General features: G+C 66.3%; 27 protein-coding genes. 6 read left to right on the top strand and 21 right to left on the bottom strand.

Annotated features, from left to right (window positions below):
- Positions 1-170: 170 nt before the first annotated feature.
- Entirely contained in the window at positions 171-371 is a 201-nt protein-coding gene (locus ASD87_RS03895; RefSeq protein WP_056317385.1) for a heavy-metal-associated domain-containing protein, read from the bottom strand.
- A gap of 153 nt (positions 372-524) precedes the next feature.
- Between ASD87_RS03895 and ASD87_RS03890 the strand changes: the two genes are divergently transcribed.
- On the top strand, positions 525-2,807 hold the full coding sequence (locus tag ASD87_RS03890) for a heavy metal translocating P-type ATPase (protein ID WP_056317382.1): 2,283 nt from the start codon (positions 525-527) through the stop codon (positions 2,805-2,807).
- Positions 2,804-3,196 carry a Cu(I)-responsive transcriptional regulator gene (cueR, locus tag ASD87_RS03885; RefSeq protein ID WP_056317380.1) on the top strand — a complete coding sequence of 131 codons (393 nt, stop codon included), beginning with the start codon at positions 2,804-2,806 and terminating at the stop codon, positions 3,194-3,196. The genes ASD87_RS03890 and cueR overlap by 4 nt, the downstream gene beginning before the upstream one ends.
- A 37-nt stretch (positions 3,197-3,233) precedes the next feature.
- Here the strand turns inward: cueR and rlmD are convergent, their stop codons facing one another.
- The 7 genes from rlmD to surE form a co-directional block, all read right to left on the bottom strand.
- A complete protein-coding gene (gene rlmD / locus ASD87_RS03880) occupies positions 3,234-4,727 on the bottom strand; it encodes a 23S rRNA (uracil(1939)-C(5))-methyltransferase RlmD (RefSeq protein WP_056317377.1) in 1,494 nt (497 codons plus the stop codon).
- Between the two features lie 228 nt (positions 4,728-4,955).
- On the bottom strand, positions 4,956-5,708 hold the full coding sequence (locus tag ASD87_RS03875; protein WP_056317376.1) for a TorF family putative porin: 753 nt from the start codon (positions 5,706-5,708) through the stop codon (positions 4,956-4,958).
- Between the two features lie 352 nt (positions 5,709-6,060).
- On the bottom strand, positions 6,061-6,756 hold the full coding sequence (locus ASD87_RS03870; protein ID WP_056317373.1) for a hypothetical protein: 696 nt from the start codon (positions 6,754-6,756) through the stop codon (positions 6,061-6,063).
- A 190-nt stretch (positions 6,757-6,946) separates the two neighbouring features.
- Positions 6,947-7,726, bottom strand: a complete 780-nt coding sequence (locus ASD87_RS03865) for a 3'-5' exonuclease (RefSeq protein ID WP_056317371.1) — start codon at positions 7,724-7,726, stop codon at positions 6,947-6,949.
- Positions 7,723-8,580 carry a peptidoglycan DD-metalloendopeptidase family protein gene (locus ASD87_RS03860; protein ID WP_056317368.1) on the bottom strand — a complete coding sequence of 286 codons (858 nt, stop codon included), beginning with the start codon at positions 8,578-8,580 and terminating at the stop codon, positions 7,723-7,725. The genes ASD87_RS03865 and ASD87_RS03860 overlap by 4 nt, the downstream gene beginning before the upstream one ends.
- A gap of 16 nt (positions 8,581-8,596) precedes the next feature.
- Positions 8,597-9,421, bottom strand: a complete 825-nt coding sequence (locus ASD87_RS03855; protein ID WP_056317364.1) for a protein-L-isoaspartate(D-aspartate) O-methyltransferase — start codon at positions 9,419-9,421, stop codon at positions 8,597-8,599.
- Positions 9,406-10,164: a 5'/3'-nucleotidase SurE gene (gene surE, locus ASD87_RS03850; protein ID WP_056317363.1), complete on the bottom strand. Its 759-nt coding sequence runs from the start codon at positions 10,162-10,164 to the stop codon at positions 9,406-9,408. Before surE ends, ASD87_RS03855 begins: the two co-directional genes overlap by 16 nt.
- A 94-nt stretch (positions 10,165-10,258) precedes the next feature.
- Between surE and plsY the strand changes: the two genes are divergently transcribed.
- Positions 10,259-10,897: a glycerol-3-phosphate 1-O-acyltransferase PlsY gene (plsY, locus tag ASD87_RS03845; RefSeq protein ID WP_056317360.1), complete on the top strand. Its 639-nt coding sequence runs from the start codon at positions 10,259-10,261 to the stop codon at positions 10,895-10,897.
- Between the two features lie 51 nt (positions 10,898-10,948).
- On the opposite strand, the gene tsaD is transcribed toward plsY, so the two are convergent.
- Positions 10,949-11,980: a tRNA (adenosine(37)-N6)-threonylcarbamoyltransferase complex transferase subunit TsaD gene (tsaD, locus tag ASD87_RS03840; RefSeq protein WP_056317357.1), complete on the bottom strand. Its 1,032-nt coding sequence runs from the start codon at positions 11,978-11,980 to the stop codon at positions 10,949-10,951.
- A 110-nt stretch (positions 11,981-12,090) separates the two neighbouring features.
- On the opposite strand from tsaD, the gene ASD87_RS03835 reads away from it, so the two are divergent.
- Positions 12,091-13,383, top strand: a complete 1,293-nt coding sequence (locus ASD87_RS03835) for an NCS2 family permease (protein WP_056317354.1) — start codon at positions 12,091-12,093, stop codon at positions 13,381-13,383.
- 102 nt (positions 13,384-13,485) lie between these two features.
- Here ASD87_RS03835 and ASD87_RS03830 read toward each other — a convergent pair whose 3' ends face one another.
- A complete protein-coding gene (locus ASD87_RS03830) occupies positions 13,486-13,839 on the bottom strand; it encodes a VOC family protein (protein WP_056317352.1) in 354 nt (117 codons plus the stop codon).
- Between the two features lie 237 nt (positions 13,840-14,076).
- Between ASD87_RS03830 and ASD87_RS03825 the strand changes: the two genes are divergently transcribed.
- Both ASD87_RS03825 and ASD87_RS03820 read left to right on the top strand, forming a co-directional pair.
- On the top strand, positions 14,077-15,099 hold the full coding sequence (locus tag ASD87_RS03825; RefSeq protein WP_056317348.1) for an LLM class flavin-dependent oxidoreductase: 1,023 nt from the start codon (positions 14,077-14,079) through the stop codon (positions 15,097-15,099).
- A 166-nt stretch (positions 15,100-15,265) separates the two neighbouring features.
- Positions 15,266-15,640: a co-chaperone YbbN gene (locus ASD87_RS03820; protein WP_006388150.1), complete on the top strand. Its 375-nt coding sequence runs from the start codon at positions 15,266-15,268 to the stop codon at positions 15,638-15,640.
- A 108-nt stretch (positions 15,641-15,748) separates the two neighbouring features.
- Here the strand turns inward: ASD87_RS03820 and ASD87_RS03815 are convergent, their stop codons facing one another.
- The 11 genes from ASD87_RS03815 to ASD87_RS03765 form a co-directional block, all read right to left on the bottom strand.
- Positions 15,749-16,336, bottom strand: a complete 588-nt coding sequence (locus ASD87_RS03815) for a YigZ family protein (RefSeq protein WP_056318721.1) — start codon at positions 16,334-16,336, stop codon at positions 15,749-15,751.
- Positions 16,337-16,414: 78 nt separating this feature from the next.
- Positions 16,415-17,245: a transporter substrate-binding domain-containing protein gene (locus tag ASD87_RS03810; RefSeq protein ID WP_056317346.1), complete on the bottom strand. Its 831-nt coding sequence runs from the start codon at positions 17,243-17,245 to the stop codon at positions 16,415-16,417.
- A gap of 16 nt (positions 17,246-17,261) precedes the next feature.
- Positions 17,262-18,035, bottom strand: coding sequence for an ABC transporter permease (locus ASD87_RS03805; RefSeq protein ID WP_056317341.1), 774 nt, complete (start codon positions 18,033-18,035; stop codon positions 17,262-17,264).
- Complete coding sequence (locus tag ASD87_RS03800) at positions 18,032-19,030, bottom strand: ABC transporter substrate-binding protein (RefSeq protein WP_056317339.1); 999 nt, start codon at positions 19,028-19,030, stop codon at positions 18,032-18,034. The genes ASD87_RS03805 and ASD87_RS03800 overlap by 4 nt, the downstream gene beginning before the upstream one ends.
- 67 nt (positions 19,031-19,097) lie before the next feature.
- Positions 19,098-19,868: an ABC transporter ATP-binding protein gene (locus tag ASD87_RS03795; protein WP_056317335.1), complete on the bottom strand. Its 771-nt coding sequence runs from the start codon at positions 19,866-19,868 to the stop codon at positions 19,098-19,100.
- A 105-nt stretch (positions 19,869-19,973) separates the two neighbouring features.
- Positions 19,974-21,200, bottom strand: a complete 1,227-nt coding sequence (locus ASD87_RS03790; RefSeq protein WP_056317333.1) for an MFS transporter — start codon at positions 21,198-21,200, stop codon at positions 19,974-19,976.
- 182 nt (positions 21,201-21,382) lie between these two features.
- A complete protein-coding gene (locus ASD87_RS03785) occupies positions 21,383-22,987 on the bottom strand; it encodes an ABC-F family ATPase (RefSeq protein ID WP_056318719.1) in 1,605 nt (534 codons plus the stop codon).
- A gap of 136 nt (positions 22,988-23,123) precedes the next feature.
- Positions 23,124-24,167: an LD-carboxypeptidase gene (locus tag ASD87_RS03780; protein ID WP_156403374.1), complete on the bottom strand. Its 1,044-nt coding sequence runs from the start codon at positions 24,165-24,167 to the stop codon at positions 23,124-23,126.
- A complete protein-coding gene (gene tadA / locus ASD87_RS03775; protein WP_255357244.1) occupies positions 24,164-24,667 on the bottom strand; it encodes a tRNA adenosine(34) deaminase TadA in 504 nt (167 codons plus the stop codon). The genes ASD87_RS03780 and tadA overlap by 4 nt, the downstream gene beginning before the upstream one ends.
- A 7-nt stretch (positions 24,668-24,674) precedes the next feature.
- Positions 24,675-25,523, bottom strand: coding sequence for an HAD family hydrolase (locus ASD87_RS03770; protein ID WP_056317330.1), 849 nt, complete (start codon positions 25,521-25,523; stop codon positions 24,675-24,677).
- A 91-nt stretch (positions 25,524-25,614) separates the two neighbouring features.
- Positions 25,615-26,148 carry a hypothetical protein gene (locus tag ASD87_RS03765; protein WP_081101054.1) on the bottom strand — a complete coding sequence of 178 codons (534 nt, stop codon included), beginning with the start codon at positions 26,146-26,148 and terminating at the stop codon, positions 25,615-25,617.
- Between the last annotated feature and the right edge of the window lie 50 nt (positions 26,149-26,198).

Genomic DNA, 26,198 nt, shown 5'->3' with positions numbered 1-26,198 from the left:
TTTCTCCTTGGTAGCTAAATAAATTGGCGGTTTCGATCCGCCATGAGAAGAATCATAAATCTGGACTATCAAACAATCCAATTTAATTAATTCAATTGATTGATAGTTATAGACAATGATTGAATCTCTAAAGAAATACGAAAGCTATCACAAAGCCGCGACGGACCGCGTCAGACTCGCGCGGGCTCGTACCCGGCGTCGCGGATGGCCGCCTCGACCTTGTCGGCCTCGTCGGTTCCCGTGATCGTTACGCGATGCGCGGGCAGGTCGACGGCGACAACCGCGCCCGGGACGGCTTGGTTGACGGCGCTGGTGATTGTCTTGACGCAATGGCCGCAGGTCATGTCAGGCACTTGGAAAGCGATGGTCATGGTGTTTCTCCGGAAGGTTCAAAGGTGGCGCACGGCCACCATGACGGGCAGGTTAAACGTTCCCATTATGGCAAGGTCAAGCGTAGAATGGCGCTTGACCTTCCTATGATGGGAAGGATGAAACTGAGTGCTCCCATTCAGACAGAGACAGCCATGCGCGCAGCAAACCCACCCCCCATCTCCGAATTGGAACTTGCCATTGAAGGCATGACCTGCGCATCGTGCGTCAAGCGCGTGGAAAAAGCCCTGACGAATGTCCCCGGGGTTGCGCAGGCGCAAGTCAACCTCGCCACCGAGCGCGCGCGGGTCTCATTCGACCCTGCTGCTGCCCAGCCGCAGGCGCTGGTCGCCGCCGTGGAGAAGATGGGCTATGAAGCCCATCCCATCGCCGCCCAGGACGACCACGCCGAGCGGCAGTCGCAGGCCCGCGACGCCGAGGCGCACCGCCTGCAGCAGGCGTTCTTCGTGGCGCTCGCGCTGACGCTGCCGGTGTTCGCGCTGGAGATGGGATCGCACCTGATTCCCGCCATGCATCATTGGGTGCTCGGCACGATCGGCCAGCAGAACAGCTGGCTGCTTCAATTCGTGCTGACCACCGCCGTGCTGGTGTGGCCAGGCAGGCAGTTTTTCACCAAGGGGCTGGTCGCCCTGTGGCGCCGCGCGCCCGAAATGAATTCGCTGGTGGCGCTGGGCGCCGGCGCCGCGTGGGGCTATTCGGTCGTCGCCACGTTTGCGCCCGGCCTGCTGCCGCAGGCGGCCCGCAACGTGTACTTCGAGGCGGCCGCCGTCATTGTCACGCTCATCCTTCTGGGCCGCATGCTCGAAGCGCGCGCCAAGGGCAAGACCGGCGCGGCCATCAAGCGGCTGATTGGCCTGCAGCCGCGCACCGCACGCGTGCTGCGCGACGGCCAGGCGCAGGATATTGCGATCGAACGCGTGCGCACCGGCGACATCGTGATGGTGCGGCCCGGCGAGAAGATTCCGCTGGACGGCGACATCGTCGAAGGCAATTCCTACGTCGACGAGTCCATGTTGACGGGCGAGCCCGTGCCTGTCGAAAAGCACCCCGGGATGCAGGCAACGGGCGGCACGCTGAACACCTCGGGCAGTTTCACCTTGCGCGTCACGCACACGGGTGCGGACACCATGCTGGCCCGGATCATCCGCATGGTCGAAGCAGCCCAGGGCGCGCGCCTGCCGATCCAGGCGATGGTGGACCAGGTGACCGCCTGGTTCGTCCCGGCGGTCATGGCGGCCGCCCTGCTCACCTTCCTGGTCTGGTTCTTCCTGGGACCGGAGCCCGCCCTCTCGCACGCGCTGGTCAATGCGGTCGCCGTTCTGATCATCGCCTGCCCGTGCGCCATGGGTCTGGCGACGCCCACTTCCATCATGGTGGGCACGGGGCGCGCAGCCGAGATGGGCGTCCTGTTCCGCCAGGGCGACGCCTTGCAGACGCTGCGCGACGTCGATGTGGTGGCCTTCGACAAGACCGGCACCCTCACGCTGGGCAAGCCCACGCTGACCGAACTGGAACCCGCGCCGGGCCATGACGCCCAGCAGGTCTTGCAGTGGGTGGCGTCGGTGCAGGCGCGCTCCGAGCATCCGATCGCGCTGGCCATCGTGGCGGCAGCCGCCGAACGCAAGCTGGAACTGCTTCCCGCCGAAGGCTTTGCGGCGATCACTGGCGCGGGCGTGGAGGCCACCGTGGCGGGCCGCAAGGTGCTGGCGGGCGCGGCGCGCCTGATGGCCGAACGCGGCATCGATGTCAGCGCGTTCGGCGCACGCGCCAGGGATTGGGGCAACGAAGGCAAGACGCCGATTTACGTGGCCATCGACGGTCAGGCCGCCGCCATGATGGCCGTGACGGATCCGGTCAAGCCATCGGCGGTGTCCGCGATTGCCGCGCTGCACGCGCAAGGCCTGAAGACCGCCATGATTACCGGCGACAACCGCCACACCGCACAGGCGGTTGCGCGCCAGCTTGGCATCGACGAAGTTCGCGCCGAGGTCCTGCCCGACGGCAAGGTGCAGGCGATTGCGGCGCTGCGCGAGGGCGGGCGCAAGGTGGCGTTCGTGGGCGATGGCATCAACGACGCGCCCGCACTGGCCGCGGCCGATACCGGCATCGCGATCGGCACGGGCACGGATGTGGCGATCGAGGCGGCGTCCGTGGTGCTGATGGCCGATGACCTGCACGGCGTGCCGAACGCCATCGCGCTCAGCCGCGCGACGCTCGCCAACATCCGGCAGAACCTGTTTTGGGCATTTGCCTACAACGCGGCGCTGATCCCGCTGGCTGCGGGCGCCCTGTACCCGGCCTTCGGGCTCTCGCTCTCGCCCATCTTTGCGGCGGGCGCGATGGCGCTGTCCAGCGTATTCGTCCTGGGCAATGCGCTGCGTCTGAAGGCCTTCCGCCCCCGCTGGAGGCAAGCATGAACATCGGACAAGCCGCCAAGCAGTCCGGCATTTCGGCCAAGATGATCCGGTACTACGAGAGCATCGGCCTTATCGGACCCGCGGTGCGCACGGACTCGGGCTATCGCGTCTACAGCGACCAGGACCTGCACACGCTGCGCTTCGTGCGCCGCGCGCGCGACCTGGGGTTTTCAGTGGAGCAGATGAACGAGTTGCTGGCGCTCTGGAAGGATCGCAGCCGGGCAAGCGCGGATGTGAAGCGCATTGCGCTTGAGCACGTCGATGAGCTGGAGCGCAAGGCCGAGTCCCTGCGGGAGATGGCGGCCACGCTCAAGCATCTGGCGCAGCACTGCCACGGGGACGAGCGGCCCGATTGCCCCATCCTGGAGAACCTGGGCTGCTCGCACTGATGATGCCAGGCGGCGGGGCGTTACCCGCCGCCGCGCCTTACTGACCCGGCTGCGCCTCGGCGGCGACGCGCGCCTCGTAGGCCTCGGTGGCGGCCTGCTTGGCCGCCGCCTTTTCGGCCGCCGCGGCTAGCCTGGCTTGCTCGGCAGCCGCCGCTTCGGCTGCCGCGGTGGCCGCACGCTCACGGGCGCGCGCTTTCGCTTCCAGCACGCCCTGCGCGTCCAGCGTCTCGAACACGGCGATGGATTCCACATGGCCGGTGTGAGGGAACATGTTGATCACGCCCGCGCTCTTGAGCACGTAGCCGCCTTCGTGAACCAGGATGGCCGCGTCCCGCGCCAGCGTGGCCGGGTTACAGGACACGTAGACAATGCGGCGCGGACGTTCTTCGTACGACAGGTCGGACAGCGCCTGCGACACCGCGTGCGCGCCTTCGCGCGGCGGATCAATCAGCATGCGGTCGAAGTAGCCCAGGCTGCGCAGCCAGGTGGCGTCGACTTCGAAGAGGTTCAGGGTGGCGAAGCTGGTGCGATCGCCCAGGCCGTGGCGCGACGCCGCGTCGAACGCGCGATCGGTCAGCGCCTTGCTGCCTTCCACGCCGACGGCCTCTCGGCCTTGCGTGGCCAGCGGCAACGTGAAGTTGCCCAGACCACAGAACAGATCGGCCACGCGGTCGGTGGGCTGCACTTCCAGCAGCTTCAGCGCCCGCGAGACCATCGCCCGGTTGATGGCGTGGTTCACCTGCGTGAAGTCGGTCGGACGGTACGGCATGCGCAGGCCGAATTCCGGCATGGTGTAGGACAGCGTGTCGTTGTGCTCGCGCTCCAGCGGGTGCACCGTGTCAGGGCCCTTGGCCTGCAACCACCATTGCACGTCGTGCTTGGCCGCAAAGGCCCGCAGGATCGCGATGTCGCCGTCGGTGAGCGGCAGCAGATGCCGCAGCACCAGCGCCGTCACGCCCTCGCCGAGCGCCACTTCGATCTGCGGCATGCGGTCCGGCGCGGACATCGAGGCGATCATTTCGCGCAGCGGGATCAGCAGATCGCTGACGTGGCGGGGCAGCACATGGCATTCGCGCATGTCGGCCACGTAGCTGCTCTTGCGTTCGTGAAAGCCCACGAGCACCCCGCCCTTCTTGGGCACCACGCGCACGGACAGACGCGCGCGGTAGCGGTAACCCCAGGTCGGGCCCTGCAGCGGCGCCAGGATGAGCGCCGGACGCAGCTTGCCGACATGCCAGAAGGTGTCTTCGAGCGCGCGCTGCTTGATGGCCACCTGTGTGGTGGGTTCCAGATGCTGCATGGCACAGCCGCCACAGACGCCGAAATGCGGGCAGCGGGGCACCACGCGTTGCGACGAGGGGTGCAACACCTCGTCCACCCGGGCCGTCTCGTAGGCCGGCTTGCGGCGCAGCGTGACCGCGGTGACCCGTTCGCCCGGCAAGGCGCCTTCCACGAAAATGACCTTCCCGTCGCGGCGGGCGATCCCCCTGGCTTCCAGGTCCAGGGATTCGATATTCAAAACGTCAGACATCTCACGCAGTCCAGAATTGCACGCAACCCGTGATTGTAGAAGGACTTCGCGTATTCCCGGAAATCGGGTGTGACGGGGCCGGAGCGGCCGGGGCCAACCCGCCCTGCCCGGCGTCGCGCCGCGCATCGCACGCGCAAAAAAAGGGGCTGTTCCGGAATGCCGCCAGGCCAGGCGGCGTTCCGGAACAACCCCAAAAGGCCGGCGCTTTTGACGGCGCCGCCACGGATATCAGAATGCGCGCGCCACCGAGAAGACGGCGCCGATGCGGCCTGACGGATGGCCGTATTTGGTGGGCAACCAGTTGTCCTTGGTCGCGCCCACCGCGGCCAGGCCGAGGATCCAGCCCTTCAGGTCCTTGGTCACGCCCAGCTTGTAGTCGACGTAATGGCCGATCGAGTCGCCGTCCATGTTGGTCTGGTTCTTGAGCTTCTGGTAGCCCAGGTGGCCCAGCAGCCCCCAACCGTCGCCCAGGTCGAACGTGGCCGTGCCGTCCAGGTACCAGGTTCCCTTGCTGTCCGGCGTGCTGAAAAAGTCGCTGGGCGTGTACGAGTACTTGAGGCTGTAGTTGCCGTAGGACGCGCCCAGGTACAGGTCGGTGTTGTTGTAGTTGCCGCCCTTGGGCGAGCTGGAGCCGGGATAGTAGTAGTGCAGCACGCCCGCATCCAGCGTAAACCCGCCGCCGACGTCTCCCTTCCAGCCACCGTAGAAATCCATTTCCAGGTTGCCGTCGGTGAAGACGAAGTTGGAGACGTTGGAGTTCCAGTTGCCCAGATAGAAGCCCGAGCTGTGGTTCAGGTCAAAGCCCAACTGAACGGCGGGACGGAAGTCGGTCTGCGAATAGCCGCGGAAGCGGTAATCGCTGACTATGGTGGCGTTACCGCTGAGCGAAAAGCCGCCACCCAGGTCGGTGGGTTCGGCTTGCGCCACACCTGCAAAACAAGCGGCAAGCGCGAGGGGCAAGGCTAGCAACGTCTTATTCATGGTGCGAAGGTCCTGATCGGATAGTCGGGAGAGCGGACGGCGCGCGGCGCGTCCGGCTGGCCGGCCTGTGCAGGTAAAACCGGCTCAAATCCCTTCAAGCAATGTCCGTGCCAGGTTTCGGCGCCATCGTGCAACCCGCCACAGGGTCCTTCGGGCGCTGGCAATGCACCATGCTGGTGCCCTGTTATGGGGCGCGGTTAGGGCCGATGCGTCAAAACGGGGAAATCCGGCCCGGCCTGGCCTGGCCCGTCTGGAAAAAAAGCACCCCGGCACGCGCGAAGCGTGCCGGGGTGCGTTCAAGTGGAGCGTTGCCCCACTTTGCGGCCAGTGTGATGGCCTAGGACTTGCCGGCTCAGTTGGCCTGGGGCGCGGCAGGCGGCGGGGGCGGCGGGACGTCGCCGGCAGCCGGCGGGGGCGGCGGCGTGCCGGGACGGCCGTCGGCGCCACGCATGCCGGGGCGGCCGTCCGCGCCGCGCATGCCGGGATGGCCCTTGCCGTCCGCGCGGCCTTCCATCTTGGCGTGGCGTTCGGCCATGCGCGCTTCGCGCTCCTTGACGATCTTGGTCACCTGGGCGCGCTGCGTGTCGTTCAGGCTATCCCAGACGGCCAGCCATTGGTCGCGAACCTGCTTGGCTTGCGGCTCGAACGCGTCGCGGCGCTTCTCCGACTGGTCGATGAGGGCGCGAGGATCGAGCTTGCCGCTGTCCAGCTGCGCCTTGAGCAAGTCGTGGCGCTTGCCGCCGGCGGCACGCATGGCTTCGTGCAGGCTGCGCTGGCTGTCCTGGGCGGTCTTGAAAAGGGCCTCCTGCTTGGCGTCGAGTTTCAGCTCGGCAACCTGTGCCTTGGACACGGGGCCGAGTCCGGGGATGAGCAGGCCGTCGCGCATGCCCTTGTGGAAACCACCGCCGCGATGGCCTTCGTGCATGGCGGCCGGACCGCCATCAGCGGGCGGAGGCGGCGCGGCCATGGCGGAGCCAGCCGCGAAACCGCTGGACGCGGCGACGATTGCAAGGACGGCCAGATTGGAGCGGATAGCGAATCGGGACATGTAGGTCTCCTGGAAGTGAAGAAAGCGAGGCCATTGTGCGATCCCGCTGGTTTCATCCAGGTTTCGTTTGCGGCCGTCTTGTTTCAGTCGATTGCTTGCCCGCAGACGCGAGAACGGGGCCCTAGGAGGCCCCGTCCGCATGCTGTCCCATCCACGCAATGGGTCCGGCATCAGTGAGCAATTGGTGCGGTCAGCCCGCGTCCCACGCCGCCATGTATTCCTTCCAGTGCGGGGCGTCGCTGGCGCCAAGCGTGTCGCGCACCAGCGCTATTTCGGCCTCGTAGGCCGTGCGGTCCAGTTCGCCGCGCAGGAAGCGGAAGCGGCAGTAGACCAGCCACGTATTGACGACGTCGGTCTCGCAATATGCCCGCACTTCGTCGGCGCGGCCCGTGCTCCAGGCCTCCCACACCTTGCTGCCATCCATGCCCAGCTTGCCGGGAAAGCCGCACAGCTTGGCCAGCTCGTCGAGCGGCGCGTTGGCGCGGCCGTTGTACTTGGCCAGCACGTCCATCAGATCGACGTGCCGCGTGTGGTAGCGGGAGATGTAGTTGTTGAACTTGAAGTCGCGGTCTTCTTCGCCCATGTCCCAGTAGCGCGGCGCGGGCACGCCCTGGATCAGGCTGCGGTAATGCAGCACAGGCAGGTCGAAGCCCGACCCGTTCCAGCTGACCAGGCGAGGCGTATAGCGTTCGATGGTCTTGAAAAAGCCCGCAAGCAGCGCCGCCTCGGGATCGTCCGGCTGGCCCAGCGTCTTGACGCGAAACCCCTGGTCGTCGCGGAACACGCAGCCCACCACCGCCACCTTGTGCAGGTGCAATGGCAGGAAGTCATGACCCACGGCCTCACGCCGGGCCGTCAGCGCACGCTCGACCACTTCCTGGTCGGGCACGTCGGCGCCCCAGCCGTTGAGCTTGCGCAGCCCGTCGGCATCGGGGATGGTTTCGAGGTCGAATACCAGGGTGGGCGTCATTTGGGCGGCAGGTATTGCATCGGGTCGACCGGCGTACCCTGGCGGCGGATCTCGAAGTGCAGGCGCGGCGAGGTGGTGTCGCTTTGGCCCAGCTCGGCGATCTTGGCGCCGCGCTTGACCGTCTGGCCGGTCTTCACGAGCAGCGCGCGGTTGTGCGCGTACGCCGTGATGAAGCCGTTCTGGTGTTCGACGATGATGAGGTTGCCCAGGCCGCGCACGCCGTTGCCGCTGTACTTGACCAGCCCATCGGCCGCGGCGGTGATCGGGTCGCCCAGCGCGCCGGCGATATCGATGCCCTTGCTGCTGCTGTTAAAGCCCTGCACGATCTGGCCGTTGGCCGGCCAGGCCCAGTTGATGACGCCCGCATCGGCCGCGCGAGGCGCCGGCTTGGTGTCCACGGGCGCCGGAGGCGCGGTGGGGGTGGCGTCGGGCGCGGGCGTGGTCGCCGCGGGTGTTTCGGGCTGGTCCAGCGGACGCGGCTGCGGGCGGGCGCCGGAGATCGGCGCGGTTTGCGCGCCACCGGTGGCGCCCCCGGACATGCGCAGCACCTGCCCCACCGAGATCTGGTTGGGATCGCTGATGTTGTTCCAGCGCTTGATGTTTTCGATGTCGACGTTGTTGGCGCGGGCGATCTTGTAGAGCGTGTCGCCCGGCTTGACCACATAGCTGCCGGACGTCGCCGTCGGCGCGGGTTGCCCGCCGGTCATGTCGACCACAGGGGCACGAGTACCTTTGGATGCGCAGCCGGCCAGGATGGCGAGGCTGAGGACCCCCACTGCAAAGAGCGGGCGGCGCAGGCGCGTCATGGACGCGCCCAAATTCATATCGGTCAGTTGCAACTGCCCGTTGAGCATACGTTTCTCCTGTTGCTCAAGATTGTATTCCGGACCGTAGCGGCACAAAGCGCACGGCCTCTAGTTCGGTTCGTTTCCAGCTTGCCGCGCCCGTGCGTTCGATCAGAACCAGGCGCTGGTTCGAGCCCCCTTCGGGAGCGATGAGACGGCCTCCCGGAGCAAGCTGCGTCAGCAGCGCTTGCGGGATGGCCAGACCTGCGGCAGCCACAACGATAGCATCGAACGGCGCCACGCCGGGCAGCCCCAAGGTGCCGTCGCCATAGATGAGGCGGATCCTTGTGGTGAGCCGCAAGGCGCGTAAATGCTCGCGCGCCAGCTCGTACAAACCGCGGATGCGTTCGATGGTGTGGACGTCGCGCACGAACTGCGCGAGCACTGCGGCCTGATACCCGCAACCGGCTCCGACCTCGAGCACACGGGTGGGCGCGCGGTCTTCGCAAGCAGCCGCGATCATACGCGCGACGACCCACGGCTGGGAAATGGTTTGCGAGTGGCCGATGGGCAAGGCCGCGTCTTCGTAGGCGCGGCTGGCAAGCGCCTCGTCAACGAACAGGTGGCGCGGCACGGCAGCCATGGCGTTCAGGACGCGCTCGTCCGTGATGCCTTGGGTGCGCAGACGCTGGACCATGGCCTGGCGCAACCGTTCGGAGTTCAGACCCAGATTACTGCCCGCCTGCGGCAGCGGCGCCTGCGCTTGCCGGGGCAGCGTGGCGGCGGAAATTCGCGTGTTGCTGTTGGCCGGCGTGTAGCCCGGACCGAGCCGGCCGGCGTCATGGCGGGCAACGCTGGCGCGGCTGGCCGCGCCAGGGGTGAGGTCCGGCTGGCTTATCCGTTTGCGCATAGCGGCTCCGCCCAGGTGCGGATCTCGTCAAGCTGGCTGTGTTGCGTCAGGTCCAGGCGCAAGGGCGTGACCGACACGGTGCCCTGCTCGACGGCATGGAAGTCCGTGCCGGGCGTGGCGTCCGCGGCCAGGCCGACCGGCCCGATCCAATAAACCGTGTCGCCGTAGGGCGTGGTCGTGCGCACGACGGGCTGCGACGGATGCCGCTTGCCCAGCCGCGTGACCGCAAAGCCGTGCATGTCTTCGAAGCGGCGGTTGGGGATGTTGACGTTGAGCAGCACCGGCGCCGCGAGGGGCTGGGCCAGATGGCGCTCGACCACCAGGCGGGCTGCGCGCGCGGCCGATTCGATGTGCTCCCAGCCTTTTTCCGCCAGTGAGAACGCGATGGCGGGAATGCCGAACAGATAGCCTTCGCTGGCCGCGGCGACAGTGCCCGAATAGAGGGTGTCGTCGCCCATGTTGGCGCCGTTGTTGATGCCCGACACGACGAGGTCGGGACGCGCGTCCATGAGACCCGTCAGCGCGACGTGGACGCAGTCGGACGGCGTGCCGTTGACCGCGATGAAGCCGTTGGAGGCGGTGCGCACCGACAGCGGCCGGTTCAGCGTGAGCGAGTTGGAGGCGCCGCTGTGGTTGGTCTCGGGGGCGACAACGGTCAAATCGCCCAGCCCTTCCAGCGCCGCCACCAGCGCCTCTAGGCCGGGGGCCGAATAGCCATCATCGTTCGAAACCAGAATTCGCATTGTGCATCCGAAAGAAAATAAAACGCGGGTGACGCTGCGGATTGTACCCGCGGTAGAATCCGCAGCCATTACTACAACAACGGACTCCCTTTCCATGGCGATAACCGAACCTTCCCTGGCGTTTACCATTGCGCTCGTCGTGCTGGCCTACCTGATCGGCTCGGTGCCGTTCGCCGTGGTCGTCAGCAAGCTGATGGGCCTTCAGGACCCGCGCAGCTACGGGTCCAAGAACCCCGGCGCCACCAATGTGCTGCGCACCGGCAACAAGACCGCCGCCGCGCTGACGCTGCTGGGGGACGCCGCCAAGGGATGGTTTGCGATCTGGCTGGCTGAAAAGCTGGCGCCGGGCATCAGCCCCGTCGCCCTGGCCTGCGTGGCGCTGGCGGCATTCATCGGTCACCTATACCCCGTGTTCCTGGGGTTCAAGGGCGGCAAGGGCGTGGCGACCGCGCTGGGCGTGCTGGTGGCGATCCAGCCCTGGCTGGCCGTGGCCACTGCCGCGACCTGGCTGATCGTCGCCATCTTCTTCCGGTATTCGTCGCTGGCGTCGCTGGTCGCCGCGTTCTTCGCCCCCGTGTATTACGTGTTCGGATCGGGCCTGGCCTGGCAGGCGCAGCCCGCGCTGGGCGTGGCCCTGGCGGTCATCGGCATCCTGCTCTTCTACCGCCATCGCGCCAACATCGCCCGCCTGATCCAGGGGTCCGAAAGCCGCATTGGCAGCAAGAAGAAATAATTCCCCGAACGGAAATTGACGGAACGGGCGGCCTTGGCCGCCCGTTTCATTTCAGGCGATGTCGGCCAGATCCCAGCGGGGCTTGACCGTGAAGCTGTGCGCGCTGGCGTCCAGCGTCGCCAATCCCGCCTTGACCCGCTCGGCCGCCGCGAACGCGATCATCGCCCCGTTGTCGGTGCACAGCTCCAGGGGCGGAAAGTACGCGCGCGCCTTGAGCGGCTTGAGCGCGGCATCCAGTTTGGCGCGCAGGAGCTGGTTGGCCCCCACGCCGCCGGCCACCACCAGCCGCCGCAGGCCGGTCTGCTTCAAGGCGCGGATGGACTTGGCCGCCAGCACTTCCACGATGGCCGCCTGCGTGGCCGCGGCCAGGTCCGCGCGGGTCTGATCGTCCAGGCCGCCGTTCTGTTCGGCCGCCTTGACCCGGGTCAGGACGGCCGTTTTCAGACCGCTGAAACTGAAATCCAGGTCGCCGCTGTGCAGCATGGGCCGCGGCAGGTCAAAGCGCGACGCATCGCCGCTGGCGGCCAGCCGGGACAGCGCCGGTCCGCCCGGATAGCCCAGGCCCATCAGCTTGGCGGATTTGTCGAAGGCCTCGCCCGCGGCGTCGTCCAGCGTTTCGCCCAGGAGTTCGTAGCGCCCCACCCCGTCCACCCGCATGAGCTGGGTATGCCCGCCAGACACCAGCAAGGCGATGAAGGGAAATTCGGGCCGGGGATCGGCCAGCATCGGCGACAGCAGATGGCCTTCAAGGTGATGGATGCCGATGGCCGGCAGGCCGCGGGACCAGGCGAACGCCTGCGCCACGCTCGCGCCGACCAGCAAGGCGCCGGCCAGGCCGGGGCCGGCCGTATAGGCCACCGCCCCGACATCGGACATCTGGATGCCCGCCTCTTCCAGCACCTGGCGGGTCAGCGGAATGACGCGCCGGATGTGGTCGCGCGAGGCAAGTTCCGGCACCACGCCCCCATATTCCTGGTGCATGGCGATCTGGGTGTGCAGCGCGTGCGCGAGCAGGCCGCGTTCCGTACAGACGGCTGCGACGCCGGTTTCGTCGCAGGAGCTTTCAAAGCCGAGAATGATCATGGCGGCAGAGTTTACAACTGATGCGAAAATACGCCTGTTCTTGAATGGGACGGGGCATGCGCCCCCGCCCGACACAACCTGAAAATCCTGCAAAAACCCTGGGGACTCGAATGCTGGAGAAGCTATTCAAGCTGCGTGAGCACGGCACGACCGCAAGAACGGAAGTCGTTGCCGGCCTGACGACATTCCTGACGATGTCGTACATCATCTTCGTCAATCCGGACATCCTGTCCTCGACCGGCATGGACCGCGACGCCGTGTTCGTCGCCACGTGCCTGGCCGCCGCGCTGGGATCGCTGGTGATGGCATTCATTGCCAACTGGCCGATCGGCATGGCGCCCGGCATGGGCCTGAACGCGTTTTTCGCCTTCACCGTGGTCAAGACCATGGGTTACACCTGGGAGCAGGCGCTGGGCGCCGTGTTCATCTCGGGTGTCATCTTCCTTTTCCTGACGATATCCGGCATCCGGGTCTGGCTGGTCAAGGGCATCCCGCATTCACTACGCAGCGCGATTGCCGCCGGCATCGGGTTGTTCCTGGCCATTATCGCGCTATCGAGCGCCGGGATCGTGGTCGCGCATCCGGCCACCAAGGTCACCCTGGGCAACCTCACGACGCACGGCCCGCTCTTTGCCATCCTGGGCTTTTTCGTGATCGCATCCCTGGACGCGCTGCGCGTGCGCGGCGCCATCCTGATTGGCATCATCGTCGTCACCGTGCTGTCGATGGTGCTGGGCTACAACGAGTTCAAGGGCATCTTCTCGGCGCCGCCCAGCCTGTCGCCCACGCTTTTCAAGCTGGACATCATGGGCGCCCTGCACTCCGGGTTCGTGCACGTGATCCTGGTGTTCGTGCTGGTCGAGGTGTTCGATGCGACCGGCACGCTGGTGGGCGTGGCCAAGCGCGCGGGACTGGTGCCCGAAGACCGGCCCAACCGCCTGGGCCGCGCGCTGTTCGCGGACAGCACGGCCATCGTTGCCGGCTCGATGCTGGGCACCAGCAGCACCACGGCGTATGTCGAGAGCGCGTCCGGCGTGCAGGCCGGCGGCCGCACCGGCATGACCGCGCTGATCGTGGGCCTGCTGTTCCTGGCCGCGCTGTTCATTTCGCCGCTGGCGGGCGCCGTGCCGGCTTACGCCACCGCCCCCGCCCTGCTCTACGTCGCCGGGCTGATGATGCGCGAGCTCATCGACATCGACTGGAACGACGTCTGCGAGGCCACGCCAGCCGCGCTGACCGCGCTGGTCATGCCGTTCACGTATTCCATCGCCAACGGCATCGCCTTCGGTTTCATCAGCTACGTGGTGCTCAAGACCGCCACGGGCAAAATGCGCGACGTGCACCCGGCCACGTGGCTCGTGGCCGTGCTGTTCGTGATCCGCTACGCGTTCTTCCCGGAATAAGCAGAGTGGCTTGGCAAGGTGCCAGACACCCTGGCGGCGCCTTGCCAACCTGGCGGTCACGTCTGGCAGGATGTCAGGCACCTTGGGCAGGTGTCTGACACCTCATTGTGCAGTCCACACCGCCAATTCGTAGCCGTCCAGGTCTGTGAAATGGAAGCGGCTGCCGCCCGGAAAAGTGAATTCGTCGCGGCTGATGCGCCCGCCCGCGGTCAGAATGCGCTGCTGGATCGCGGCCAGATCGTCGCCGTACAGGATGACAAGCGGACCGCCGGGGCGCACCGCTTCGCCGGTCGTGAAGCCGCCCGTCAGACGGCCATCGGAAAACTCGGTGTAGGTGGGACCGTAATCCGTGAAGGTCCAGCCGAAGACGTCGCCATAAAAGCGCTTGCTGCGGGCAATGTCCGCGACGTTGAACTCGATGTTGTCGATCTGGTTGTTCTTGCCTCTTGCGCCCATCCGAGCCTCCTGTGTCCGTGTGGCATGCGACCCAAAACGCGGCCGAAAAGCCGCGTTTTTCCTTTGGCTATTGTAGGGATCGGAAAATTCAATCAACCCGGCCAAGGGCATGGTTGCTGGCAGGCGCCGTTGAATTCGCCGATACACTCCCCATGTAGATCAGCATATGGAGTTCATTTTGCGCCCTTCCCCCTTCCCCGCGCTGCACGCCTGTATTGACCCGGCAAAGGCGCCCGCATGAGCGCCCTGGCGAACGTCCCCTTTTCCGTGCTGGACCTGGCCCCGATTGTGCAGGGCCGCGATGCCGCGGACGCCTTCCGCAATACGGTTGCGCTGGCGCAGCATGTCGAGCAGCTGGGCTACAACCGTTTCTGGCTTGCCGAGCACCACAACATCAACGGCGTGGCCAGCAGCGCCACGGCCGTCCTGATCGGACACGTGGCCGGCCACACCCGCACGCTGCGCGTCGGTTCGGGCGGCGTCATGCTGCCCAACCACGCGCCGCTGATCATTGCCGAACAATTCGGCACGCTTGAAACCCTGTACCCCGGACGCATCGACCTGGGCCTGGGCCGTGCACCGGGCAGCGATGGCGCCACGCAGCAGGCGCTGCGCCGCAGCCCGCGCAGCGGCCTGGAGTTTCCCGCGCTGGTCGAGGAACTGCGCGCATTCCTTGCGCCTTCGCGGCCCGGCCAGCCAGTGCGTGCGATTCCCGGCGAAGGCCTGGACATCCCGATCTGGTTGCTTGGGTCTAGCGACTTCAGCGCGCGCATGGCGGCCGAGTTGGGCCTGCCCTTCTCGTTCGCGGGCCATTTCTCGCCGGAAGGCATGGCCGCGATGCGCTTGTACCGTCACTTGTTCAAGCCTTCCGAGACGCTGTCGCGCCCTTACGCCATGATCGGCGTGCCGGTCATTGCCGCGGAATCCGACGAAGCTGCCCGCTTCCAGTCCACCACGCAGCAATTGAAGTTCCTGTCGCTGGTGCGCGGCCATCGACTGCAGTTGCAGCCGCCCGTCGAAAGCATGGACGGCTTGTGGAACGAATGGGAGCGTGAAGCGGTCAATCAAAGATTGGGCGCTGCGATCGTGGGCGGCCCGGACACCGTCAAGCGCAAACTCGAAGCGCTGGTCGCGGAAACGCAAGCCGACGAGGTCATGATCGTGTCCGACTTCTACGACATCGCAGACCGCCTGCGCTCGTTCGAGATCGTCGCGTCGTTGAAAAACGGCGCGGGCGTCTCGACTCAATCCGCGGCCTGAGGGCCGCAAACCGCGCTTTGCACAGCGCCAACCATTGCGACGCAGCCTTCACCGGTTCTACTATTGCCTAACAAGCATCTGGCAACTACGCGTCGCCGCAATACGCCGGGACAGAAACCAGGCGTTTCAGCCACTGCTTTTCGCCGCCCCGCGGCAAGGATTCCACATGAGTATTGTTGAACTCACCAAAGACAGCTTCCAGGAAGCCATCACGCCCGACGGCACCCTGATCGTCGATTTCTGGGCGCCCTGGTGCGGCCCGTGCCGCGGCTTCGCCCCGGTCTTCGAACAGGCAGCCACCGAGCATCCGGACGTCACGTTCGCCAAGGTGAACACCGATGTGGAGCAGGAACTGGCCGGCGCGCTGGGCATCCGCTCGATTCCCACGCTGATGGTCTTCCGCGAAAAAGTCCTGCTGTTCTCGCAACCGGGCGCCTTGTCCGGCGGCCAGCTCAATGAGCTGCTCGCCAAGATCAAGGAAGTGGACATGGAAAAGGTCCATCAAGAAATCGCCGCAGCGCAAGACAGCCAGGACGCGTAAACACCAAGGGGCCCTCACCGGGCCCCTTCCTTTTGCACTAGGTCAGTGCAGCCCCACCGTTGCGCAAGCCGTGGCGCATCCCGGCCTGCGCCCACGCGCGCGGCCGGGCTAGGACACCACTTCCCACCCGGACCGGCCGCGCGTGATGTTGGCCGCGGTGACTTCCAGGTCCGGCACGGCCGCGCGCGGCACCGTGAACGTGAGCACGACGCCATCGGCGTTGTAGTCTTCCTGCCCGATGGCGGCGCCTGCCTGCGCCAGCCGCGATTTCAGCAGCGCCATTTCCGCAAAGCCGCAGGCGCAGCGCACGGTCGCAAGATCGACGATTTCGGTGCGCTCTCCCAACCGCAGGCAATTGGCCGCGCATCCGCCGTAAGCCCGCACCAGTCCACCCGCACCGAGCTTGATTCCGCCATACCAGCGGACCACCAGCACCGCGACGCGGTCCATGTCCTGGCCTTCGATGGCCTGCAGGATCGGCCGGCCGGCCGTGCCGCCGGGCTCGCCATCGTCATTGAAGCGGTATTCCTGTCCGATGCGGTACGCCCAGCAGTTGTGCGTGGCTTCGGGATCGCTGTGCTCGGCAAAGAAGCGCATGGCGTCGTCGATCGTGGCGACCGGCGCGGCATACGCGGCAAAGCGGCTTTTCTTGATGTCTTCCTGGTAGGTGCAGGGAGCGGTCAACGTGTGCGTCATGCCCGGCATTGTAAGTGCGCGGATCGCGTGTCCGAATGCCCGGGCGGCGTGGCCGCGCGCAGTGGCCATGAGGCCGCATCAGCCGTGGCAGTCGGGGACTTCCTGGTCCAGATAGACGTCGAAGGCGACGTCGCGCGCCCATTTCGTGGTCATGGCCTTCCACGCGCCGGCGCGGTCCCAGGCGCGCATCTCCTGGCCGAGCCAGGCACGAGAAGCGTTGTCCTGAGCGGGCAGAAGCCACACGCGCTCCTGGCGGGCGCCATCCGCGGCCAGTGTCGAGGAAAACTTCTTCCATTCCGGAAAGCGCATGAGGGGCTCCCACACGGCATCGTCGACCAGGCCGATGTCGCACTCGCCTTCGCGCACGGCAACGAGCGCGTCCGACGGCACGCGATAGGTCTTGACGGCCGCGCCCCAGCTTTGCGCCAGGGCTTTGGCCTGCGTGGCCGCCTCGGCCATGCACACGCTGCGGCCCTGCACGTCGGCGGGCTTGCGCAGCCGCGTGTCGCTGCGGATCACCGCCTTGGGCCGCGCGGCATAGCCGGTGGCTTGCACCGCGACGGTCTGCGGCTGCCCGTCGGCATTGTCGGCCAGCACCAGATCCACTTCGCCGGCGGCGAGCGCGCGGGCGGCGTCGCGCGCCGGCACCTGCACCAGACGCACGGGCAGTTTCAGGCTTGCGCCCAGCCTTTCGGTGATGGCCGCATCCAGGCCTTCCGGCGTGCGGATCTTGGCGCCCGCGGCGGGCGGCGCAGCCAGGTACGGCACGCCCACGACCAGTTCGCCGCGCGTGCTGGCCGCCGCGAAGACCTTGGGCTGCACCGCGGGCTGAACCTCGGGCTGGGCCTGCGCCAAGCCCGCGGCCAGCAGGCCGGCGGCAAGGAAGAATGGACGGATGCTGGACAACATGACGGGCTTTGCGACCTTACACGTACTGGTAACGCAGCAGGCGATGCTTGAGGTTTTCAAGCACGAACTGGTCGATCAGGGCGGCCAGCACGGCGATGACGAGGATATTGGTCATGACCCCCGTCATGTCGGCGATTTCGCCCGAATACGCCAGCGACCGGCCCAGCCCCTTGCCGAAGCCGATCAGCATTTCAGCAGAGATCAGCGCCCGCCACGCATTGCCGAACGCCAGCTGCGCGCCGGTGATGAGTTCGGGCATGACCGCGGGCAGATACACCCGCTTGATCAGCCCCCAGCGGGTCGCGCCCATGACGCGCGCCGCCGAGACGTGCACGCGCTGCACGGATTCGGTCGCGTTCATCACGCTGAGCGCGGCCGGGAAAAACGCCGCCAGCGCCACGACCACGATGATGGGCGTATTGCCAAAGCCCATCACGATGAGAAACAGCGGCACCCACGCGATGGACGGAATCGACTGCAGGATGACGATGGCGCTGCGCAGGACTTCGCGAAAGAAGAACAGCACGGCTGCCACGAGGCCGAAGCCGACACCAGCGGCCAGGGCCAGCCCGTAACCTGCGCCCAGGCGTCCCAGTGTGCCCAGGAGGCTTTGGTGGAACGACTGCTTGCCCAGGTCTTCGAACAGACGTTCGACCACGGCGGGCACGCCGGGCATCAGGAAGTCAGGCAGCGCGAAGGCCGCCAATTGCCAGATGGCCAGAATGAACAGGACGCCCAAAACGCCCGCAAGATGCTTGCGGGCGCCGGTCACTCGGGTAGACGCGCTCAAAGCTTGCGAGCCTCTTGCCAGGACAGGTCGACGATGCTGGAGACGTCGTACGGCTTGCCGTCGCGCGTCTTGAGCGATCCCTGGGCTTGCAGGATGTCAGCGATTTCCTGCATGCGCGCCGTGTCTTTCTCGGTCAGCTTGGGCGTGAACACCTGCGTGCTGATGGCCTCGGAAATGACCGTTTCGCGCGGCAGCTCGCCACGGTTCAGCGTCTTGAGCGTGGGCTCGGCAATGAAGTAGGATGCGATCAGCTTGGAAGCCTGCGCGGGTTCCTTCTGCAGCAGCGTGATGGCCTGATTCTGCGCGTCCAGCGCCTTCCAGACGTCGTCCTTGCGCTTGGCCAGCGTTTCGCCCGACGTGATCACGACCATGCACGGGAACGGCCACGCCTCGCCCACTTCATAGATCTGCTTGACCGGCGCGATCAGCTGCGCGATGCGGTCGTAGGGTTCGAACAGGAAGGCGGCGTCCACGCGCTTGCCCACCAGCGACTGCACGGCCACGGCCGGGCTCACGCCCATGACGTTGACGTCGTCGGCCGTCAGGTTGCCTGACTTGAGCACGACGCCCTTGAGCACCACGTCAGCGGTGCTGCCTTCGGCCTGCGAGGCCAGCGTCTTGCCCTTCAGGCCGGCGATGTCCTTGATGCCCGAATCGTCGCGCACGATCAGCGAGTGATAGCCCTGCTGCGCGCCGCCCACCACCTTCAGGTCAGCTCCCTTGGAGGCCCAGGCGACCGCGTTGGTAAAGCCCAGCACGCCGATGTCGAGCTGGCCGCCAACGATGGCCTTGATGAGGTCGGTGCCCGATTTGAATTCGATGAGTTCGGAATCCAGGCCGGCCTTTTTGTAATAGCCGCCCTCTTGCGCGACGATGGCCTGCGCGTCATCCATCACGCGCAGGTAACCTACGCGGAACTTCTCGGCGGCCATCGCGGGGGCAGCCGCCAGCAGCGCCGCGGCCAGCGGCAGGGACAACCATTGCTTCAGTTTCATCAGGAGCTCCAGGAAATTCAGGAAGCGGCCGCGCCCGGGCGTGGCCGCAGGATATGGGTATGAAGGATCAAGCCGCCAGCGCGATGTCCGAGTGCGCGTCCGCGCCACCGACCCCGATGCCCAAGAGGCGCAGGATCTCGCGCTTTTCAGCGGCCAGGTCGGACAGGTCGTGCGTCTTGGCGCGATGCGCCAGGTTGAATTCGCGCAGCACCCGCGCCGGGCGCGGGCTGAAGACGACGATGCGGTCGGCCAGGAACAAGGCCTCGTCGACATCGTGGGTCACCAGCAGCACGGTGGGCTTTTCCTGCGCGATAAGCTGGCGCAGCACGTCCTGCAGAGCCAGGCGGGTGAGCGCGTCCAGCGCGCCGAAGGGTTCGTCCATCAGCATGGTCTCCGGTTGCGCGATGAACGCGCGGGCCAGCGCGGCGCGCTGGCGCATGCCGCCGGACACCTGATGGGGATAGTAGTGTTCGAAGCCCGCCAGGCTGACGCGCGCCAGCCATTCGCGCGCCGCCTCGCGGGCGCGCTTCTTGGGCGTGTTCTGGAATTCCAGCGCCAGCGCCACGTTGTCTTCCAGGGTCAGCCAGGGATACAGGGCGTGTTCCTGGAACACCAGCGTGCGGCTGGGATGGGGACCGGCGACCTTGGTGCCGTCGGCCAACACGCTGCCCTGCGTGGGCATTTCAAGCCCTGCCGCCAGATGCAGCAAGGTGGACTTGCCGCAACCGGACGGGCCAACCAGCGCGACCAGCTCGCCGGTCTTGAATTCACTGGTAAAGCCGTCGACGACGGGCAAGTCGCCGAACTGCTTGTGGACGTTGTCGAAAATAAGGTTCATGGACGAATCGTCAGGGCGCGAGAAAACGAGCCTCAAATCTAACAATTCGTTATATGAATCCAAACGATCAATATCGAATGTCTTAACTTCTTCCAGTAATAAAGATCACGCTGACGAGGCCGTCGCCTGTCCACGCGTGGCGGCCCGCTGCAATCCGAACGCAATCAGCAAGCCCATCGTGACCGACAGGGAGGCCGCCAGGAAGATCGCCGGATAGCCGAATCCGCTGGAGATGTAGCCGGCGATGGGACCGGTCACGCCCAAGGCAAGATCCAGGAAGGCCGAATAGGCGCCCAGCGCGGCGCCGCGGCTGCCGGCCGGGACGCGCGCCACGGCCTCGACGCCGATGGCCGGAAACACCAGCGCAAAGCCGCTACCGGTAAGCGCGGCGCCCAGCAGCGCCATGCCTGGGTTGGGCGCCAGCCACAGCAGCAACAGTCCGGCGGCCTCCACCACGAATGACACCTGCGCGACGCGGAAGCCGCCAAAACGGGTGATCGTGCCGGCAAACAGCAGCCGCACACCGATGAAGGCGCCGCCGAATGCGCTGAGCGCATTCGCGGCGCCCTCCCACGAGGCGCTGGCGTAGTACAGGGCGACAAATGCCGCCAGGGTGCCAAAGCCCACCGACCCCAGGCCCAGCGCCATGCCGTGCGGAAACACCCGCAGCACCACGCTCTTGAAGGCCATCCGGTGGCCGCCCACGATGGCGACGGCGGGCCGCAGCATCGCCAGGCCCAGACCCGCCAGCCCCAGCAGCAGCACCGCGCCGCCCAGCGCGCCCATGCTCCAGTACTTTTCAAGCTGCACGCCTAGCGGCGCGCCGAGCGCCAGCGCGCCATACGTGGCGATGCCATTCCACGAAATGACGCGTGCCGTGTGCAGCGGCCCTACCCGCGCAATGGCCCAGGTGGCCGAACCGGTGCCCACCCAGCTCTCGCCGAAGCCCAGCGCCAGACGGCTCAGGATGATGGCCGCCAGACTCAACCAGGCGGTGCGCTCGAAAGCATAAGCCAGCAGCAGGAAGACGCCACTGATCGCGCAGGCGGCCATGCCGATGACGACGGTCTGCTTGGGGCCGACCATGTCGGCCATTCGGCCGGCGTGCGAGCGGCTGAGCAAGGTCGCCACGTACTGCACGCTGATCGCCAGGCCCGCCAGCACCGAGCCATAGCCCAGGTTGCCGTGCACGTAGCCCGGCAGCACGGCCAGCGGCAGGCCGATGGCCAGATAGCAGATAAAGGTAAAGAAAGCGATGGCTACGATGCGGGCCGTCAGGGTGAACGTGCCGATCTGCGCGCCATCGGGCGCGGCATGCTGAGAGGGAGACATTTGGGGACAAAGGCAGGCCTGGCCGGACAGGCGCCAGGATCGGGGCGGATGATAGCGCAGCGCGGTTTGCGGCCGGCTGAATGCGCGCGCCGCGCGGCGGACCGCAGGCCAGAGGGCAGGCGGGCTCAAATGCAGAAGCGGCGCACGAGTCCGTGCGCCGCTTCAGGCGAACCGTCCGGGAATCAGGCCTCGATGCCGCGAGAGGACAGGTAGTCTTCGTAGCCGCCGCGGTAGTCGACGATCTCGCCCGAAGGCAGGATTTCGATCACGCGCGTGGCCAGGCCCGACACGAATTCGCGGTCATGCGACACGAACACCAGCGTGCCTTCGTACTTTTCCAGCGCGAACTGCAGCGATTCGATCGATTCCATGTCCAGGTGGTTGGTGGGCTCGTCGAGCAGCATGACGTTGTGCCGGCCAAGCATCAGGCGGCCGAAGGTCATGCGGTTCTTTTCGCCGCCGGACAGCACCTTGGGCGCCTTGGGCAGGTCATCCGCCGAGAACAGCAGGCGGCCCAGCACCGAACGGATCGACTGGTCGTCGTCGCCCGGCTGGCGGTGGTCGCCCATCCAGTCCAGCAGGTTGATGTCGGTCTGCAGGAACTGGTCGGAAACGTCCTGGGCCATGTAGCCGAGGTCGGCATTGTCCGACCATTTGACCGTGCCCGAATCGGGCTGCAGGTCCTGCGCCAGCAGGCGCAGCAGCGTGGTCTTGCCCACGCCGTTGGCGCCGATGATCGCGATCTTCTCGCCGGCGTCGACCATGGCCGAGAACTTGGTGATGACCGGCGCGTCGTAGGCCTTGGTCAGGTTTTCGACGGTGACGGCCAGGCGGTGCATGACCTTGTTCTGCTCGAAGCGGATGTACGGATTCTGGCGCGACGAGGGCTTGACCACGACCTGGTCGGCCTTGATGCGGTCGATCTGCTTCAGGCGCGACGTGGCCTGGCGCGACTTGGACTTGTTGGCCGCAAAGCGGCGCACGAAGTCCTGCAATTCTGCGACGCGTTCCTTGGCCTTGGCGTTGTTGGCGACCAGGCGTTCGCGGGCCTGGGTGCTAGCCAGCATGTAGTCGTCGTAGTTGCCGGCGTAGATGCGGATTTCACCGTAGTCCACGTCGGCCATGTGCGTGCACACCTGGTTCAGGAAGTGACGATCGTGGCTGATGATGATCATCGTGCTCTGGTAGCCGTTGAGCACATTTTCCAGCCAGCGGATCGTGTTGATGTCCAGGTTGTTGGTGGGTTCGTCCAGCAGCAGGACGTCGGGGTTCGAGAACAGCGCCTGCGCCAGCAGCACGCGCAGCTTCCAGCCCGGCGCCACTTCGCGCATCGGCAGGTTGTGCTGGTCGACGGCGATTTCCAGGCCCAGCAGCAGTTCGCCTGCGCGGGCTTCGGCGGTGTAGCCGTCGTACTCGGCAAACTTGGCTTCCAGGTCGGCGGCGCGCATGTAGTCGTCTTCGGTCGCCTCCGGATTCGCGTAGATCGCGTCGCGCTCGGACATGGCCTGCCACATTTCGGTGTGGCCCATCATCACCACATCAAGCACGCGCACGTCTTCGAAGGCGAACTGGTCCTGGCGCAGCTTGCCCAGGCGCACGCCCGGCTCAAGCGCGACGTTGCCGCCGGAGGGTTCGAGATCGCCGCCGATGATCTTCATGAACGTAGACTTGCCGGACCCATTGGCCCCGATCAGCCCGTACCGGTTGCCTTCCCCGAACTTGACGCTGACGTTCTCGAAAAGGGGCTTGGGACCGAACTGGATGGTGAGATTGGCGGTGGATATCACGGTGTATGTACGTTTGAAGGCGCCCAAAGGCGCATGCGGGAAAACCTGCTAGTGTAGCAAACGTGGTGCGGCCCCTATTTGGGACTTCGGTTGCGACCGACGCCGGCCGCCGGATCGCCGGCCGCCGGATCGCGCTTTAGTGATGGTGTTCGTCCAGCACCAGGTGCGCCAGGCCCTTCTCGGTGGCGATCCCGACCTTCTGGCCGATCGGCAGGGTGGCTTTGGTATCGACATGGCCGTACGGCAGGCCGGTAATCACCGGCACCTTGACCGTCCTGCGCAGCCAGGCCACGACCTCGTGCAGATCGTACCCCTTGTCGTGCGGGGCCAGCTTGTATTCCGTAAAACGTCCCAGCACGATCGCCTTCTGGCGCGCCAGGATGCCGGCCTGCCACAGCTGGATCAGCATGCGTTCGACGCGGTACGGATGCTCGGCAACGTCTTCAAGGAACAGGATGCCGCCGCGGATCTTCGGCATGTAGGGCGTGCCCAGCAGCGAGGTCAGCATGGCCAGGTTGCCGCCCCACAGGATGCCGCGCGCGTCCACCGGGTCGGCGTCCGGTGTTTCGAAGCTGAGGATTTCCAGCTCACCGCGCATCAGTTCGCCGAACAGCGCCTCGGTCAGATCATCGACCTTCTTGCCGCCGAAGTCCCGGACCGCGGTGGCGCCGGTATAGCTGACCGCGCCGGTCTGCGCCAGCAGGCCCAGGTTGAACGCCGTGAAATCGCTCATGCCGACAAATCGCTTGCCGCTGTCGGCCATTGCCTTCCAGTCGATGGCATGCAGCAGCCGGCCCAGGCCGTAGCCGCCGCGGGTCACCATGACGATCGGCAGCTTCTGCTTGGCCGCGCGGGTCAGGCTGGCCAGACGCTGCGCATCCGTGCCCGCGAACCGCTGGTGTTCGGCCAGCGCCGAGCGGTCCAGCGCCGTCTTGAAGCCCTGCTGCTCCAGCCGTTCGCGCGCCAGCGTCACGGTGGCGGGATCGCGCACGGCGGACGACGGGGAAATCAGATAGATGCCGCGGGCGTCCGGCTGCGGGCCGTGATGGTGGTCGTGATCATGGCCGCATGCGTCGCCGCAGTCCGGGCCGTGATCGTGCGGGTGATCGTGGGCCGCGGGCACTGCGGCCTTCGCGCGGCGCGCCTTGGTGGCGGGCTTGGCGGCTTTGGGGGTACTCATGCGATGGATTCCTTGGCGCGGCGTTCGCGGAAGAACCGGCGCAGCAGATCGCCGCAGGGTTCGGCCAGCACGCCGCCGGTGACTGAAGTGTGATGATTGAGCCTGGGCACGGACCCGACGTCCAGCACGCTGCCGCAGGCGCCGGTCTTGGGATCGTAGGCGCCGAACACGACACGGGCCAGGCGCGCGTGCAGCATGGCGCCGATGCACATGACGCAGGGCTCGAGCGTGACGTAGACGGTGATGCCGGGCAGCCGGTAGTTTTCAAGCTGCCGCGCGGCGCCGCGCAAGGCGACGATCTCGGCGTGCGCGGTCGGGTCGTGGTCGATGATGGTGCGGTTGTAGCCGCGCCCCAGGATGTCGCCCTGGGCAGAGACGACCAGCGCGCCCACCGGCACCTCGCCGATGTCGTACGCCGCCTGGGCCTGTTCCAGCGCCAGGGTCATGAATCGGGCGTCTTGCTCGGTCCAGGGCGGGACCACCGCAGGCGCGGCCAGCACGGCCGGGTCAGCCACGGTACACCCGCGACTTCAGCGCAATGCGGCCGGCCAGGCTGGTGACGGCCTCTTCGAGCCACTGATAGAGCTCGGCCTGCTCGTCATAGCGGGCCTGATTCAGGTTGGACACGCGCCCTTCCTCGATGAAGCCCCAGGCGCGGCTGCGCTTGTCGCGGTGCTTGGGATCCCAGACCCCGAAAGCGAAGCCGCCGGCGCGGCGGATCAGCGAAAAGCACGGGATGTCCGTGTAGCCATCGCCCACGAAGACCATCTGGTCGAACGGGATGCGCAGCCTGTCCTCGGGAATCTTGCGGTTGACCTCGAACGGCTTGTTGCGGAAATCGCGGCCGATGATGCCCTTCTGGATGTGGAAAAGGTAGCGGGTCTTGTCGGTGAAACTGACGACGCGCCGCGGGAACGCAATGCCGCCGTCGTCGCCATAGACGAATTCCGAGGCCCAGATCTCGGTGAACTCATGCGCGATGGGCGTGGCGCGCACCACGTCGCCGATGCCGCTGGAAATCAGGTAGAACTCAAGCTGCACCTGCGGATGCTCGGCGCGCACCGCCGCGCGCAGCCGCTGGAACAGCGTGGATACGCCGTCGTGCAGATCGAGGCGCGCGCCCCAATCTTTCAGGCGCTGCTGCGTGATGAGCCCGTGCCGTCCCTGGCGGGACAGTTCGATCATCTTGTAGAGATAGGCGGGGACGGGATCCCAGTCCTGCTGAAACAGCAAGGGATCGACCTCTTCCTTCCAGAACGAGGCCGTGTCCACGCCGATGCTGTCCAGAAAGCCGGACGTGCTGTCCGAAGCCAGCGTGTCGTCGAAGTCGAAAATCAGGGCGATGACGTCGGACATGAATGTGCGTGAGAAAAGGCGACAGCCGCCATTTTGCCTGATTGCGGCAGCGGCTGCGCCCTCACGCCATGCCCGATTTGACGCCGGCGACTTACTGGCGGATCGGTGCGCTCATGGTTCCCGTGCCCGGCGCGGGGGCCATGCCGGGGGCCGGCGCCATGCCCGGGGCGGGAGCCATTCCGGGTGCGGGTGCCATGCCAGGGGCCGGGGCCATGCCCGGTGCGGTGCCGGCGGGCACTTGAATCACGGTTTCGCGCAGCACGCCGCCGCCCTGAACGCTACCGCGCACATTGCTGGGCGAGGTCATCTGGGTGACGCAATTCTGGCGCTGGGCTTCCGGCAAGCGGCTGCAGCGGGCCAGCATGTTCTGCTGAAGTTGTTCAGGGCTGTCGTCCCGCAGATTCTGGCGGTTGCGCTCCTGGCGCGCCGCGCCGGCTTCGCGCAGGCAGGTATCCAGCGGTTGGCCGGTCGTGCCGCTCTTGCAAGCCGCGACGTCCTGCTGGTAGCGCGACTGCGACGAGTCGGCGTTGCCGGATTGCGCGTGCGCGGCGCCGGCGGCAAGCATCAGTCCGGTCGTGCACAGCATGGCGGCGAGGCGCTTCGTAGGCAGGGAAACAGAAGTCATGGTCAGCTCCTTTAGAAGAGATTGAACCCGGGCGACTCGGTCTTGCGCCG

Origin of the sequence: Achromobacter sp. Root170, assembly GCF_001428165.1 — a bacterium.
GTDB classification, from domain to species: Bacteria; Pseudomonadota; Gammaproteobacteria; order Burkholderiales; family Burkholderiaceae_B; genus Achromobacter; species Achromobacter mucicolens.
This window is presented reverse-complemented; position numbering and strand designations above follow the sequence as displayed.